Raw genomic sequence first — 15,575 nt, 5'->3', positions numbered from 1 at the left:
TCCTGGAAACGAACCACGCGATGAGCCGATCGGTATGGCCGCTATGTGCGGTATTCATTCTCGGCGCGCTGCCCGCCAGCGTCTGGGCCCAGAACGCACTCTCGGCACTGGATGCCAACGATGACGGCGCCATTGGCCGTCAGGAGGCCATCGACGGGCAGCGCAAGACTTTCGAACAGCTCGATCGCAACAGCGATGGCCAGCTCGACAAGGACGAACTCGCCGCCAGCCGGGTGCCCGACGACGACCACGCATCGGCCGACGTGAGACGCGCGCGCCGCAAAGCCATCGCGCGCACCTTCGCCAATCTCGATCGCGATGCCAGCGGCGGTGTCTCACTGGCCGAATACCAGGCCGCGATGACGCCGTATTTCGATGCCCTGGACAGCAACGACGACGGCGTACTCGACGGCGCGGAACTGCGTCGGGCCATCGAAGACGACGATACGCCGGCGAACTAGGCTTTGTGCGTATTGTCCGCGAGCGCGGCCCGCAAGGCCTGCGCGCCTTCGCTAAGCGCGGCATCGGCGCCGGCAACCCCGCCCGCGAAGTTCACGAAGCCGTGGATCATCGATGGATGACGCGCGATCCGGGCCTGCACACCCGCGGCCTGGAGTGCCTTGGCATAGTCCTCGCCTTCGTCGCGTAGCGGGTCGAAACCGCCCGTAATCACGATGGCGGGGGCCAGGCCTTCGAGATCGCCGTAGATTGGCGATACCCGCGGGTCGCGGTTGTCGAAGCCGTCCCGGATATAGTGTCCACGAAACCAGTCCATGGACGATTTTTCCAGCAGGAAACCGTCGGCAAAGGTATGGACCGACGCGCGCTCGCGGGCGAAATCGATGGCCGGATAGAACAGCAGCTGAAAACAGGGCGAATGGCGGTCGTCGCGGGTGATCTGGGCGACGACCGCCGATAGATTGCCGCCCGCGCTGTCACCGCCGACCGCCAGGCGATCGGCATCGATGTCCAGTTCCTGCGCACGGCGGGCAATATCGCGAAACGCGGCCACTGCGTCATCGACGCCGGCGGGCGCCGGATGCTCGGGAGCGAGACGGTAGTCGACCGCGATCACCACGCAGTTGGCGCGTTCGGCGAGCGCGCGGCATACGCCGTCGTGCGAGGCCAGTGAACCGATTACGAACCCGCCGCCGTGATAGAACACCAGGGCGCCGCCTTTGTGTTCCCCGCGTGCGGGGCGATAAACGCGTGCCGCGCAGGGGGTGTCTGCACCGGCCACGTGAATGTCCTCGCAGGCGATACGTGTGCGCGTCCGTGGTTCGAGCAGACGCGATTGGGCATCGATGAGCGCGCGCTCGCGATCAATCGCACGTCCGCCCAGCGTGGCATCGCCGCGCAGGCGTTGCAGGCGCAGCAGCATTTGCGTCTGCACATCCAGGGTCTGGCCGTCGCGCACGACCGGCGCGCCGGCGAGAATACGCAGTACCGCGGCAGGCAGTCTGAGCGTGCCGCGGGCGATCGCGCTTTCGATACGCGCCGCCGGAGATCGTCGGGTCATGCTATTCACTCGCAAGCTGATGAGGTCGATACGCTACCGGCACGAAAACTGACCACCGGCGTTGTCAGAATAAGGCATTCTAGCCCAGTACGTGGCGCCATTTCATATGCCCGCATTTGCCTGCCTGCACCGACATGCGCGCTCAGTGCCCACGCGTTTGATGCGCTGTGCACCGAATCTGTGTACGCTTTCCCGCTGAATTTGGGATAGATAACCCATACGGCACCTCGTATCGGCGTAGGCGGGCGTGTTTAGGTTGGCGATAAACAGGGGCGCCCAACCTCCGTAGTGTCCGTTATTCAATTGCGCCTTAAATATTGATTCACTGTCTTATTGCTCTGTGGACTTCAAACGGCCCATGATCGATCTTGAGCTCTTGCAGCATGCCGTGATGGACTCGCGCGACGGCATCACCATCGCCGATGCGCGCGCCGACGACCTGCCGCTGATCTTCGTCAATCCCGCCTTCGAGCGCATGACCGGCTACAGTCATGATGAAGTGGTGGGCCGCAATTGCCGCTTTCTGCAGCGCGGACGGACCGAAGCGGCACGTAGCGAGCAAATGCGCGCGGCGCTGGCCAAGGGGCAGGGCTTTTCCCAGGTCATTACCAATTACCGCAAGGATGACACACCGTTCTGGAACGAGTTGAGCGTATCGCCGATTCATAACGAGCACGGCACGGTGACGCATTTCATTGGTTTTCAGAAGGATGTCACCCAGCGCATGTTGCTCGACGAAGAGCTGCGCGCGCGTAACCGCGATCTCGAATCGGCCAAGGAGGCGCTCGAGGAACTGGTCACGCTCGATGCCCTGACCGGAGTCTACAACCGGCGCCACTTCGACGATCGCATGGAGTCGCTGTTCAAGATCTGCCGACGCACGGGTGAATCGCTGGCGGTATTCTTCATCGATATCGATCATTTCAAGGCATTCAACGATCGTTTCGGCCACCAGGCCGGCGACAATGCACTCATCGAGGTCGCCCAGACGCTGGCCGAGAGTTTTCAACGCGGCTCCGATTTTCTGGCGCGCTATGGCGGTGAGGAGTTCGTGGTGGTGGCCTGTGGCATGGAAGCACAACCCGCCCGCGATTTCGCCGATCGATTGTGCGCGCGCGTGCGCGAGCTGGGCCTCGAAAACCCGGACGCGCCGGGGGACGGACTCACCATCAGTGTCGGTTATACCGTCGTCGTGCCGCATGCGGGCCTCGATGCCCAGGCGGTGGTCGCCGAGGCCGACGAAGCCCTGTTCGCCGCCAAGCATGCCGGCCGGGACCAGGCCTGCGAGGCGACTGCCCGGACACGTCGTCGGGCATCGTCGCCCCGGCATGCGCGACGTGGGCGCAGCCGATAGACGCGTAAGACGGCAATAATCCGCGAATAAACGCGAAGACACACGAATAGGGCGAAAGATGGGCCGCTCGAAGGCGGGGTGGCCTGCTGTGGCCCATGCGCGCGATACGACCGCAATTGCTTATCGTTGATCTGTGTCATCTGCGTCGATCTGCGGACTTTTCCGGTCGGCACGGCCAGCCGAGCCAAGCCGTCAATGCAGTCGATCGCCCACCAGGGCCACCTCAATCAATCGGCGTAATCGGCGTAATCTGCGGATAGATGACTTCTTGCGTATGCATGAAACCCCGCAGTTTTTTCTCAAGCCAGCAGGTTGTCCGCCAATGAACGCAAAGACACGCGAATAAGGCGAAAGATAAGCTTCGCGAAGGCTGGCTGGCCTGTTGTGGCCCATGCGCCATACGACCGCAATTGCTTGGCGTTGATCTGTGTAAGCTGTGTCGATCTGCGGACTTTTCCGGTCGGCAGGGCCAGCAAAGCCGTCGATGATGTCGATCGCCCACGCGGGCCACCTCAATCAATCTGCGTAATCGGCGTAATCTGCGGATAAATGGCTTCTTACGTAGATTTCCGCAAATGAACGCGAAGACACGCGAATAAGACAAAAGACGGATCGCTCGAAACACACTTGGTTTGCTGTTTGCGCCGCATGTCTAGCTGTTTTCTCAACCCATAGCTGCCTTGCGTTCGCGTTTATTAGCGTGCATTCGCGGACTGTTTTTTCAGGTGGAAGACGAAAAACCGCAGATGTCGCCGTACCTGGGCCGACGTCGGCCTGCCGGGTCGTCGACGCCGCGGGCCGCGCTCATTTCGCCTGCGCGAGCGCAGCCGGCGCGAACGTCGGCGCAGCGATTGAAAACAGCCGACCTTGTCAGCGGTTCTCATGCTGCACTAATGATTGTGGCGGAAGGCGTCGGTCGCCTCGAGCAGGGCATGGCGGTTGCCGGGCTCGAAAGCCGAATGGCCGGCATCGGGGGTGATGCGCAGGTCGGCCTCGGGCCAGGCGCGATGCAGGTCCCAGGCGTTGGCCAACGGACAGACGACATCGTAGCGGCCGTGTACGATCGTGCAGGGAATATCGCGAATACGTTCGATACCCCGCAGCAACTGATCATCGTGCTCGAAAAAACCGCCGTGCACGAAGTAATGGCATTCGATACGTGCGAAGGCCAGCGCGAAGTGGCCCGCGCTCTTGCTGTCGATTTCGGCGGCGCTGGGCCTGAGATAGCTTGTTGCCCCTTCCCAGGCCGACCAGCGGCGGGCCGCTTCGAGCCGGGTGTGTTCGTCGTCGCTGGTCAGGCGTCGGTAATACGCACTGATCAGATCGCCGCGTTCGCCCACGGGAATATGGTCGCGATACGCTTCAAAGGCGTCGGGAAACAAGGCGCTGGCACCATGTTGGTAAAACCACAGCATTTCGGCGCGGCGCAGCATGAAGATGCCGCGTAGCACCATTTCGCTCACCCGCTCGGGATGGGTCTGGGCATAGGTGAGTGCCAGCGTGGAGCCCCAGGAGCCGCCGAATACCTGCCAGCGATCGATCGCCAGATGTTCGCGCAGGCGTTCGATATCGGCGACCAGATGCCAGGTGGTGTTGTCGACGAGGTCGGCATGCGGGGTGGAACGCCCGCAGCCGCGCTGATCGAACAGCACGATGCGGTAATGCGCCGGATCGAAAAAACGACGGCTGCTCGGCCCGGCGCCGCCACCGGGCCCGCCATGCAGGAACACCACCGGTTTGCCCTGCGGGTTGCCGCACTGCTCATAGTAGAGCGTATGCCGGTCGTCCACGGCCAGCATGCCGCTGTCGTAGGGCGCGATTTCGGGATAGAGCGGGCGATAGTCGCTCGGATCGGTTATGGCGGGCATGAGTACGGCGCAATGAAATCCAGCCCACAGGCTATCATCGGCCCCCGCGCCGCGAACCCGATCAGGGCATGAGCACCAGCGTGGTCGTCGCCGCCAGGCTCGACGCCACGGCCAATGCGAGCAGGGAGAGCGCCAGGCTCCAGCCGATGGTGGCCTGCCAGTTATCGTAACCGGTCAGGCGCTGTACGAGCAGCGCGTTGGCCGAATAGGGCGTGCCGGCGATGGTCAGCCCCCAACCGGAAACCATCGCGATGGCCAGCCCCAGCCCCGCGGCCTCCGGCCAGAGCCGGCTCGACAGCCCGCCCGCGAGGGTTACCAGAATCAGCGGATTCATCCCGATCAAGCCGCCGGCAAACAACACCCAGGGCAGGCCGAAGGCGATGGCGGGGAATGCCCAGTCGGGCAGGTCGAAATCGGTATCCAGCCCGGCGGCGACGAAGGCGCTCAGGGTCGCGCCGAGAAACGCCGAACCACAGATGATGGCCAGTTCGTTGCTGATGTTGTCCATGCGTGGCAGACGTCGCTCGCCGGGGCTGGCAAGCAGGCCGATCGCGACAACCAGCAGACAACTACAGGTCACAGCCTGCGCATAGGCCAACCCGAAAAGTGCCCGCGATGCGAAGGTACACACACAGATCAGGCCGATACAGGCGGCAAAGAACAGCCACGACGGCACGACGTGCGGCGGGCGCTGGCGGGCCTGGCCGGGCACCGGCGCGTTCTCGGGTTCACGAAAGAGGGTGCCGGTAATCAAGTAACCCGCGGCCAGCGGAAAGGTCAGGCTCAACAGCTGCCAGCCGTGCAGGCCGGGCACCAGGGTGAGGGTGAGTACCACCGCGATCGACAACGGTGAACACACCGATGCCGAGCCAAAGCCGCGCAGCACCGCGCGCGCGGCATTGCGGGCGCCGCCGGAATCGCCGTAGTTGTAGATTTCGCGCCCGATGAGAGTCGAAACCACGCTCACCGAGCCAAAGTTCAACGGCATGGCAAGAAACAGCGTACCGAAGGTAATACTCAGATAGCGGGTGAGCGCGCGCCCGGCAAACAGGTGTTCCGAGATGATCGACAGATGCCGCGAACGCCCGAGCGCGTGCGATAGCAGCATGACCGCAACGACCAGGGCTGCCAGGCGTGTAATGGTCATCAGCCCGGCGCTGAGCAGCCCCGGCTCGACGAGCAGGGCGCCAACGATCGCCACCAGCACCGCGGACACGATCACCCGCGGTATCCGGTTGAGGCCTGGCCAGGCGAGCACGATCGCCAGTATCAGCGCGGGTGCGCCGACGAACCAGGCCAGCCGGGGCAGGCCGAGCACGCCGGCGACCAGGGTGAGATAGACCAGCGCGCTGCGCAGGTTGTCGATGCGGCGAGCGTTCATCGTGGCCGTCGGCGCCCCGTGTTCACGCCGCGGGCAACAGCCGCGTGCCGGTCAAGGCCTGCACGTCTTCGAAGCTGTTGTCGCCGAACAGTTCCACCACCCGCGGGCCGTCTTCGGTGATTTCGATCACCGCCAGATCGGTGTAGATACGGCTGACCACGCCCGTGCCGGTCAACGGATAGGTACAGGCATCCAGGATCTTGGGCGCGCCGTCCTTCGTGGTGTGGCGCATGAGCACGTAGACGGTTTTTGCACCCACCGACAGATCCATCGCACCGCCCACGGCCGGTGGATATTTTTCGTTGTCGGTGGCCCAGTTGGCGAGGTTGCCGTCCGCCGAGACCTGAAAGCCGCCCAGGACCGCGATATCCAGATGGCCGCCACGCATCATGGCGAACGAATCCGCGGTATCGAAATAACAGCCGCCCTTGATCAGGGTGACGTACTGTTTGGCCGCGTTGATCAGGTCCGGGTCTTCGGTGCCGGGCGCCGGCGTGGGGCCCACGCCGAGAATGCCGTTTTCGCTGTGATAGATCACCTCGCGGCCTTCCGGCACGTAGTTGGCGACCATCACCGGCATGCCGATGCCCAGATTCACATAGCTGCCATCGGGGATGTCCTGGGCCAGGCGCTCGGCCATTTGTGCGGGTTCGAGACGGGTCATACGATGCCCTCCTGTGCGGCGACGCGATCAACGAAGATGCCGGGCGTAGCCACGCTCTCCGGATCGAGTTCGCCGAGTTCGACGATATGTTCGACTTCGGCGACAGTCAGATCGGCGGCCATCGCCATGACCGGATTGAAGTTGCGACCGGCCGTGTTGTAGGCGAGGTTGCCCCACTTGTCGCCCTTGTGGGCCTTGATCAAGGCCACGTCGGCCTTGAGCGGCGGCTCCAGCACATAGCCCACGCCGTCGATCTCGCGGGTTTCCTTGCCCTCGGCGAGCTTGGTGCCATAGCCGGTGGGGGTGAAGAAACCACCCAGGCCAGCGCCGGCAGCGCGCATGCGCTCGGCAAATGTGCCCTGGGGCATCAGTTCGAGTTCGATCGCGCCTTCTTCATAGAGTTTTTCGAACCAGACCGAACCCTGCGAGCGCGGATAGGTGCAAACCACCTTGCGCACCAACCGGTCGCGCAGCAGTGTCGCGATACCGATTTCATGCGAACCGGCATTGTTGGAAATGATGGTGAGCTCGCTGGCACCGTGCAGGCGCAACGCCTCGATGAGTTCGAAGGGAATGCCCGAGCTGCCGAAACCGCCGATCATCACGGCATCGCCGCTCTTGATACCGGCGATCGCTTCGCGCACGGACGCGACTCGCTTGTCTATCATGTTCTTATACCTTTCAGGAGGAAGCTTTCGCTTGTTGCGCGGCCTGTTCGGCTTGTTTGGCACGGGCCAGGCGTTGCGCATCCTTGGAACCCAGTCGCCCGCCGAGCACCGCATCGGCGATATAAACGCAGACGATGATCGCGATGCCCACCACATCCGACACCCGTTCCGGATAGATCAGGCCGGCGCCGGCCACCAGCACGACCAGCCGCATGACCGGATTGATCGCACCAACCCGGTAGAGATAGCCCTCGAGCGCGGCCGCGACCAGCCAGATGGCGGCCACCGCGGTCACCGTCGACAGCAGGATATGCACCAGATCGCCCTGCAGGATCAGCGCTGGATTGGTGACGAACAGGAAGGGCAACACAAACAGAATGCTGCCCAGGCGCATGGCATAGACGCCGGTACGTCCGGCGTTGGAGCCGGCCACGCCCGCGGCGGTGATCGCGGCCAGGGCGACCGGCGGGGTGATATAGGACAGCATGCCCCAGTAGAGAATGAACAGATGGCTGGCCAGCGGGTTCAGGCCCGCTTCCACCAGCGCCGGCGCCAGCAGAATCGACAGGAAAATATAGCAGGCGCTTACGGTCATGCCCATGCCCAGCACGAAGCTGGTAATCGCACCCGCGGCCAGCATCAACGGGATACTGCCGTCGGCATAGAGCAGCAGCTCGCGCGAGAAGGCACCGGCCACGCCGGTATACGACAGCCCGCCCACGACCAGGCCGATGCCGGCCAGAATCGAGACCAGACTGGCCACGCTGCTGGTGAGATTGAGCAGCAGGTATTGCATGCGTGCCCAGTTCAGGCGATGGCTGCGTTTGAATACCGCAATCACCAGCAAGATGATGGTCGCGTAGTAGGGCGCATAGGCGTCCAGACGCATGACCAGCAGCATGTAAATGAGCATCGCGAGGCTGAACAGGTAGGGCCAGCCCTGCTTGAGCGTATCGACCACGCGTGGGATTTCGGATTCCGGCATGCCGATGAGCCCGCGCCGGGCGGCGTAGGCATCGACCTGGAACAGCAGCGCCAGATAGAACAGCAGCGCGGGCAAAAAGGCCGCAACCATCACATCGGCATATGGCACGTTCAAAAACGACGCCATGATGAATGCCACCGCGCCCATGACGGGTGGCATGAGGGTACCGCCGGTCGACGCACAGGCTTCGATCGCGCCGGCGTAATGGGCCGGATAGCCCGACTTCTTCATGGTCGGAATCGTGATCGGGCCCGTAGTGAGGATATTCGAGATCACACTGCCCGACAGACTGCCCATGATGCCGCTCGAGAGCACCGCGACCTTGGCCGGGCCGCCGCGGCTGCGCCCCATCAGCGCCATGGCGAAATCCATGAAGAAATCGCCGCCGCCGGTCACCGTCAATGCCGCGCCGAAGACCACGAAGCCGATGATCAGATTGGCAACCACCTGCATGGGAATGCCGATCACCGATTCCACGCCCAGCACGTGAGCGCGCAGGGTTTCGCCAAAGCCGTACTGGGTACCCCAGAGAAAGCCGGGCATGTGATCGGCGAATAGCGGGTAACAGCCGAACAGCAGCGCTACGAGCACCAGAATCAGGCCGCCGCATCGACGCGTGCCTTCGAGAATGAGTGCCAGCATCACACCGGAGGCCACCGTGGCCTCGATCGGGGCGCTGAAATCCCAGCCCTGCTGGATGATCTCGAGGCCGTGCAGGCCCAGATAGACCGCGGGCACGATGGCGATCACCGCCAGCGCCCAGTCATACAACGGCACGCCGCTTTTCGCGCCGGACCAGGCCGGGAAGTAGAGGAAGGTCGCGGCCAGAAACAGGCCGATCAGGTAATAGAGAAACGAGTTGCCCAACGGCTGAAAGCCGAACAGACCCAGGGTGAAGGTCTGGTTGATGGTGAGCAGCAGACCGAGGGTGCCCAGCGCCATGACGGTCCAGTAGGAGACACCGCGCAGGCGGCTGGCTTCCTTGTCCGTTTCCAGGCTGATCTCGGTGGCCGACGGCGTATTTGTGGCCATGGCGACCTCTTCGGAGTTCGGTGAACGTGAAACGAAAAACCGGCCGGCAAAAAGGCCGGCCGGTCGTGCTGCGGCGGCTATCGACTAGAGCGAGTCGATTGCCTGCTGCCGATAGTTGTCCCAGATTTTGGCAAAGGCTTCGTCGCTCTTGCCTTCGCCCTCGGCCACGGCCTTCTTCCAGGCGGCCTGCAGCGCTTCCAGACGGGCCAGGCGCTTGTCGTTCCAGGCCTGCATTTCGTCGGTCCAGATGCCTTTTTCCTTCAGGTACTTGATCGCACCCGGATGAAACGGCACATCGATCGGCGGGGTGCCGGCCTTGTCCAGCTTCCAGCGGTTCATGACCGCCGTGCCGTCCTTGTACATCGGATAGGTTTCGTCGAACGCCTTGAGATAGTTGTAGACGAAATCTTCATCCTGATCGGCGCGCACGGTGAGCACCGGATAGCGATAGGCGAAGATATTGACCGGGTTGTCTTCGCTCAGGCCGGCGCCGACCGTCTCGGTGTAGGGCTGGAGAAACGGTGCGATCTGGCGCAGACGGTCCCAGGCTTTCTTGTCGTCCGGGTCGACTTCCAGCCAGTGAATGCCGCGCGGCGATTCGGCCAGTTCATAGAGCTGGCTCGGCGTGGTGGTGGTGCAGGACGCGTCGGCCTTGCCCTGAGCCAGCGAGCTCATGGTGGCGTTATAGGTCGGGAACATGCGTGCATCGACATCGTCGCGCGTCAGCCCGGCCGCGCCCAGCAGGGCGTCGCACTTGAGGTTGATCGACGGGTTGCCGGCGACATAGGCAAAGCGCTTGCCCTTGAGGTCCTGCATCGTGCGGATATTGGCGTCCGCCGCGGTGAAGATACCGAACGAGGAGGGCCGGCCGGCCAGCGCACGCAGATCCTGCGGACCCCAGCGGCGATCGGCGAAATCCGCCACGCCTTCCGAGGCAAAGAAGGCTTCCGTGGCCAGATAGGCGACTTCGGCGCGCTTGGTCAGCAGCGGCTGCAGCCGGCCGATAGCCGAACCGGAGGGCTGGATACGAATACGGGTGCCGTACTTGCGTCCGAACGCATCGGCGATGGCGGAAGCTTCGGCATAGCCGGCAGAACCGACGTCGTAGGACGACCAGGTCATCGAACGCGGCAGATCGGGCTGGCTATCGTCGGCGGCGAGCGCACCGCTTGCATGGCTCAGACCGAGCGCGGCGCTCAGTAGCAGGGGCGAGAACGCGCGAAGCGTGGGTTTCAGGCGCATGGGTTTCTCCTTATTGTGCTGTTCGTGCGACGGATCGCGGCAAACTCACCGTCGTGCGTGCTCGATGCGACTGCATAGCGAACATCTGGTCGCAAAGCGTATGCGCACGCTATCGCGTGGTCAACGCGACGCCCTGGGGGCGACGTACGCGCGGTTCGCCGAGAATGGGGAAAGGCCGTCGCTGAACGCGAGTACCCGCGCTGGCACAGCTGCGCAGCTGTTATCGCGACGAAAAATACGCACTAGCGGAAAAACCACCGACGTGACGTCACAGCGATTGCGGCCGGTAGCGCCGCAATCGTGCAACATAAATCGTATCTCGCGCGCGGGCCGGGGCAATTGCAACCGCGAACCGATATTTTATCGAAACACCGTTTCGCCGAGATTAACGAAATCGCTGTTCGGTCGCCGTTTTAAGCGCGTTGTCGCTACGACCGCGGCGTATTCCGGATTAACTTATCGACCTTTCGGCATCTGACCGGTTATACCTTCGTATGATGCGTTACGGAGTTGTCGATAATGCCGACGGTGCGCGGCGTCGCGCACCGTGGCCACGCATGGCGGGTTACTTGGGCTGCATGCGAATGGCGCCATCCAGACGAATGGTGCTGCCATTGAGCATGGTGTTTTCGATGATGTCGCGGGCTAGGCGCGCATATTCATCAGGACGGCCCAGGCGGGGCGGGAATGGCACCATGCGGCCCAGCGATTCGCGCACCTCCTCGGGCAGTTCGGCCATCATCGGCGTATCGAATATGCCGGGCGCGATCGTCATTACGCGAATACCGTGGCGGGCGAGCTCGCGGGCGATTGGCAGGGTCATGCTCACGATGCCGCCTTTCGACGCCGAATAGGAGGCCTGGCCGATCTGGCCTTCATAAGCGGCCACGGAGGCCGTATTGATGATCACGCCGCGTTCGTCGTCGTCCTGGGCGTCGCCGGCGGCCATCGCCTCGCTGGCCAGACGAATCATGTTGAAACTGCCGATCAGGTTGATCTGGATCACCTTGGAAAAGGTGGCGAGATCGTGCGGGCCGTTCTTGCCGAGCACCTTCGAAGGAATGCCGATACCCGCACAGTTGAGCAGGCCGTGCAGGCCGCCGCCATGGGCGCGTGCCGCGGCGACCGCGGCCTTGCCATCCTCTTCGCGGGTGACATCGCAGTTGACGAAGCGGGCAGCTGCGCCAAGTGCTTCGGCACACTGCTGACCGGCATCGGCATTGACGTCGGCCAGCACGACCCGCGCGCCAGCGTCGACGAGCATGCGCGCGCTCGCAGCACCCAGCCCGGAGCCGCCCCCGGTAATCAGAAAACAACGATCGGCGATTTGCATGGCATCTCCTTCCTGAATTGTTCTATTCGCCGGAAAAATTACGGGATTTGCGCGCCGGCTCGCGAATGCACCAGCCAGCCTACCACTGCGCTGAGCAGCCCCTATTCGTGGTCATCCGGCCAGCCAAAGCGGGCAAGGTCGACCCTGCCGCCGATGAGCACGACACCTTCTTCTTCGAGGCGGCGTCGTTGGGTCATGCCCGCCGTGCTGTCGGCCGGCAGCGAAATACGGCCCTGGGCATTGATCACGCGATGCCAGGGCAGGCCGGGCGGGCAGCGATGCATGGCATAGCCGACCACCCGTGCCGCGCCGGGGCGTCCGACCAGACGTGCGACGGTGCCATAGGTGCATACGCGCCCCGGGGGGATACGGCGCACCATATCGAAAACCGCCGTATAGGCGGATTCACAGCGGCGGTTCGGGGCTTGGTCTTGGGACATCAGCAGACTGCGGTTGCAGGCTTTACAGCGGCTATCCAGGGTGGCACAAAGACGGTCCCGCCTCATCGGATAACTGCGAGCCGTTTTCATGACACAAGCCTATATCGTATCTGCACTACGTACGGCCGGCGCACGCCGCGGCGGCCGTCTGGCCGGCTGGCATCCGGTGGATCTGGCAGCGACCTTGATCGACGGTCTGGTCGCACGTACCCAGATCGCGCCGGATACGATCGACGATGTCATTCTGGGCTGTGTCGGCCAGGTGGGCGAGCAGGCCGCCAATGTGGCACGCAATGCGGTGCTGGCATCGAGCCTGCCCGAGGCGGTGCCCGGTACCAGCGTGGACCGGCAATGCGGCTCGTCGCAGCAGGCCTTGCATTTCGCCGCCCAGGCGGTGATGTCCGGGACCATGGATGTCGTGATCGCCGGCGGCGTCGAGAGCATGACCCGGGTGCCCATGGGCGCGCCGCTGACGCTGGCGAAGAAAGCCGATATGGGCATTTATATGAGCCCAGCCATTCAGGCGCGTTATCCGGATACGGCGTTGTTCAGCCAGTTCGAGGGGGCGGAAATGGTAGCCGCCAAATACGGTATCGAACGGGCGGCGCTCGACGAATTCGCCCTGGAGAGCCATCAGCGCGCGATTCGCGCGACCCAGACGGGGGCCTTCGACGACGAAATCCTGCCAGTGTCGGTGCTCGACCCCGAATCCGGCGAGCAAATCGAGCACCGCGTGGATGAAGGCATCCGTTTCGATGCCACACTGGATGCCATCGGCGGGGTGAAAACGCTGGCCGAGGGCGGGCGTATCTCGGCGGCCACGGCCAGCCAGATCTGTGACGGCGCCAGTGGCGTGATGGTGGTCAGCGAAGCCGGGCTCAAGCGGTTGGGCGTCGAGCCGCTGGCACGCATCCATCATATGAGTGTGATGGGGCACGATCCGGTCATCATGCTGGAAGCGCCATTGCCGGCGACCCAGCGCGCGCTCGACCGGGCGGGCATGGCCATCGACGATATCGATCTGTTCGAGGTCAACGAAGCCTTCGCGTCCATTCCGCTGGCCTGGTTGCAATCCACCGGGGCCGATCCCGAGCGAATGAACGTCAATGGCGGCGCCATCGCCCTGGGCCATCCGCTGGGTGCATCGGGCACCAAGCTGATGACCACACTCGTGCACGCGCTGATTGCACGCGGCGGCCGTTACGGCTTGCAGACCATGTGTGAAGGGGGTGGCATGGCCAATGTCACCATTATCGAGCGGCTCTAGATTCGGCTGAGCCGATCCGATCGGCCGCGAGCTGAGTGCTGCACGTGCTGCGGCAGTGTGGTTTGATTTCTATCAATGTTCGCCCTGCCTGCGCGCGGCATAGTCGGCCGATATTTGGTCTGCAATCGGGGGCAGGATGCCGGGTTCGGTATTCGAAGCCATGGGGTGTCTGATCCGGGCACCGCATCGGCTGTTTTTCTGGGGTGGCCTCTGGGCGCTGGTGTTGGGCATGCTCTGGTGGGCGCCGGTTCTGGGGCTGCGTTGGGCGGGCATCGACGTGGCTTATCCGGTTGCACCGGTCTGGCTGCATGCCTGGTTGATGACACTGGGCGTGTTCCCCTTCTTCGTGTTCGGTTTCGCGCTCACGGCGCTGCCGCGCTGGGTGGGCGTGGCCCCGGTGCGTCCCGCGGCATATCGGAGCATGGCCGGTCTGCTATATGGCGGCTATGCGTTGACCGTGGCGGGGGCCCTTGGCGCGCCGTACTGCCTGGAAGCAGGGTTGGCGCTCACGGGTATTGCGTGGTCGTTCGGCCTGGCGGTATTGATTGGCTGTGTATTGCGCGCGCGCGCGGCGTCCGTCATGCATGCGCGCTGGTCGGTAATTGTCATTGCGATTGGCTGTATTGGCGCGCTGCTGGGTCTGGGCGCGGTGGCCGACGATCAATGGTCGTTGTTCGCGGCCATGCCCGCGCTTGCGCTCTGGGGGTTCGTCGCACCCATCGTGTTCGTCGTGGCCCATCGCATGTTGCCGTTTTTTTCCGAGCCGATGATTGCCGGCTATGAACGCTATCAGCCCGCCTGGAGCCCACCGCTGGTGGTGGCGCTGTTGCTTGCGCATGGTGTGCTGCTATTCAACGACCATCAGGCCTGGCTATTCCTGCTCGATCTACCGTTGGCCGCTATTACCGGCTGGCATGCGCTGCGCTGGCGTGGCTGGGCGGCGCCGCACGTGCCCTTGCTCTGGTCGTTGCATATGGCCTTCGCCTGGCTGCCGATTGCGGCCGCGCTGTCGGCCATTCAGAGCCTGGCACTGGCCACGGGCCATGGTGCGATCCTCGGGCTTGCGCCGACGCATGCGCTGGGTATGGGCCTGGCCACCAGCATGGTGTTCGCCATGGTCACGCGCGTCAGCCTCGGCCATTCGGGCCGCCGGCTGGAAATGGATGATCTGAGCGTGCTGTGTTTTCTCATCCTGCAGCTGGCGGTACTGGCGCGCCTGCTCGCGGCCGTGACGGTTGGCGACGTGCGGTGGTTGTTCATATTGGTGGCGATCGGCGCCTGGTTCGAGGCGATCGTGCCCTGGGCCATTCGCTATGGTCGGATCTACTGCCAACCACGGGTCGACGGCCAGCCGGGCTGATCCGCTCGCATTGGCCCCATGACGATGTGGTATGTCGGCTTGAAAAGCGTGCACGTGACCTGTGTCGCGCTCACGCTGGTTCTGTTCGTAGTACGTGCGAACTGGATGCTGTTTGCCCCGGAGCGGCTCGAACGCCGCTGGGTGCGCATACTGCCGCATTGTGTCGATACCATGCTGTTACTCAGCGCGCTGGGCCTGGTGCTTTTGCTGGGCCAGTATCCGGGCGTCCAGCCCTGGCTGACGGCCAAGGTGGTCGCCTTGGTGGCGTATATCCTACTCGGCACGATCGGGCTCAAACGCGGCGCAACCAGGACCATACGTGTCACGGCCTGTCTGGCGGCATTGCTGGTGTTTGCCTATATCGTGAGTGTGGCGCTCACGCACAGCCCTTACGGACTCTTCGCGTAGACGTCGCGGGCTGCCGGCCGGTTTGCGTTGCCGTCGCCCCAAGGGTCCAAACGC

The 15,575-nt window shown here is 63.5% G+C and carries 14 protein-coding genes; 5 read left to right on the top strand and 9 right to left on the bottom strand.

Going from position 1 to position 15,575, the window contains the following annotated elements; genetic code table 11:
• Nucleotides 1-20 precede the first annotated feature (20 nt).
• Nucleotides 21-461 carry an EF-hand domain-containing protein gene (locus S4A8_RS09935; RefSeq protein WP_353220019.1) on the top strand — a complete coding sequence of 147 codons (441 nt, stop codon included), beginning with the start codon at nucleotides 21-23 and terminating at the stop codon, nucleotides 459-461.
• Here the strand turns inward: S4A8_RS09935 and S4A8_RS09930 are convergent.
• Nucleotides 458-1,519, bottom strand: coding sequence for an alpha/beta hydrolase (locus S4A8_RS09930; RefSeq protein WP_353220018.1), 1,062 nt, complete (start codon nucleotides 1,517-1,519; stop codon nucleotides 458-460). The two genes, S4A8_RS09935 and S4A8_RS09930, sit on opposite strands and share 4 nt — an antisense overlap.
• A gap of 358 nt (nucleotides 1,520-1,877) precedes the next feature.
• Here S4A8_RS09930 and S4A8_RS09925 point away from each other — a divergent pair, with 358 nt between their 5' ends.
• A complete protein-coding gene (locus tag S4A8_RS09925; RefSeq protein WP_353178605.1) occupies nucleotides 1,878-2,873 on the top strand; it encodes a diguanylate cyclase in 996 nt (331 codons plus the stop codon).
• A gap of 890 nt (nucleotides 2,874-3,763) precedes the next feature.
• Here S4A8_RS09925 and pip read toward each other — a convergent pair.
• The 8 genes from pip to S4A8_RS09885 form a co-directional block, all read right to left on the bottom strand.
• Nucleotides 3,764-4,741 (bottom strand): prolyl aminopeptidase, encoded by a 978-nt coding sequence (gene pip / locus S4A8_RS09920; protein WP_353220017.1) that lies wholly within the window; start codon nucleotides 4,739-4,741, stop codon nucleotides 3,764-3,766.
• 61 nt (nucleotides 4,742-4,802) lie between these two features.
• Entirely contained in the window at nucleotides 4,803-6,122 is a 1,320-nt protein-coding gene (locus S4A8_RS09915) for a hypothetical protein (protein ID WP_353220016.1), read from the bottom strand.
• Between the two features lie 22 nt (nucleotides 6,123-6,144).
• Nucleotides 6,145-6,786 carry a 3-oxoacid CoA-transferase subunit B gene (locus S4A8_RS09910; RefSeq protein ID WP_353220015.1) on the bottom strand — a complete coding sequence of 214 codons (642 nt, stop codon included), beginning with the start codon at nucleotides 6,784-6,786 and terminating at the stop codon, nucleotides 6,145-6,147.
• Nucleotides 6,783-7,454 carry a 3-oxoacid CoA-transferase subunit A gene (locus S4A8_RS09905; RefSeq protein ID WP_353220014.1) on the bottom strand — a complete coding sequence of 224 codons (672 nt, stop codon included), beginning with the start codon at nucleotides 7,452-7,454 and terminating at the stop codon, nucleotides 6,783-6,785. The genes S4A8_RS09910 and S4A8_RS09905 overlap by 4 nt, the downstream gene beginning before the upstream one ends.
• Nucleotides 7,455-7,467: 13 nt before the next feature.
• Nucleotides 7,468-9,471, bottom strand: coding sequence for a TRAP transporter permease (locus S4A8_RS09900; RefSeq protein ID WP_353220013.1), 2,004 nt, complete (start codon nucleotides 9,469-9,471; stop codon nucleotides 7,468-7,470).
• 84 nt (nucleotides 9,472-9,555) lie between these two features.
• Nucleotides 9,556-10,713, bottom strand: a complete 1,158-nt coding sequence (locus S4A8_RS09895; RefSeq protein ID WP_353220012.1) for a TAXI family TRAP transporter solute-binding subunit — start codon at nucleotides 10,711-10,713, stop codon at nucleotides 9,556-9,558.
• A 565-nt stretch (nucleotides 10,714-11,278) separates the two neighbouring features.
• A complete protein-coding gene (locus S4A8_RS09890) occupies nucleotides 11,279-12,046 on the bottom strand; it encodes an SDR family NAD(P)-dependent oxidoreductase (RefSeq protein WP_353220011.1) in 768 nt (255 codons plus the stop codon).
• Nucleotides 12,047-12,147: 101 nt separating this feature from the next.
• Nucleotides 12,148-12,486, bottom strand: coding sequence for an MGMT family protein (locus S4A8_RS09885; RefSeq protein ID WP_353220010.1), 339 nt, complete (start codon nucleotides 12,484-12,486; stop codon nucleotides 12,148-12,150).
• Nucleotides 12,487-12,574: 88 nt separating this feature from the next.
• Here S4A8_RS09885 and S4A8_RS09880 point away from each other — a divergent pair, with 88 nt between their 5' ends.
• The 3 genes from S4A8_RS09880 to S4A8_RS09870 all read left to right on the top strand — a co-directional run bounded on the left by S4A8_RS09880 (nucleotide 12,575) and on the right by S4A8_RS09870 (nucleotide 15,521).
• Nucleotides 12,575-13,753, top strand: coding sequence for an acetyl-CoA C-acetyltransferase (locus S4A8_RS09880; protein WP_353220009.1), 1,179 nt, complete (start codon nucleotides 12,575-12,577; stop codon nucleotides 13,751-13,753).
• A 136-nt stretch (nucleotides 13,754-13,889) separates the two neighbouring features.
• Nucleotides 13,890-15,113, top strand: a complete 1,224-nt coding sequence (locus S4A8_RS09875) for an NnrS family protein (protein ID WP_353220008.1) — start codon at nucleotides 13,890-13,892, stop codon at nucleotides 15,111-15,113.
• Between the two features lie 18 nt (nucleotides 15,114-15,131).
• Entirely contained in the window at nucleotides 15,132-15,521 is a 390-nt protein-coding gene (locus S4A8_RS09870) for a SirB2 family protein (RefSeq protein WP_353220007.1), read from the top strand.
• Nucleotides 15,522-15,575: the final 54 nt, after the last annotated feature.

This window comes from Salinisphaera sp. S4-8, from assembly GCF_040361235.1.
Lineage (GTDB): Bacteria > Pseudomonadota > Gammaproteobacteria > Nevskiales > Salinisphaeraceae > Salinisphaera.
This window is presented reverse-complemented; position numbering and strand designations above follow the sequence as displayed.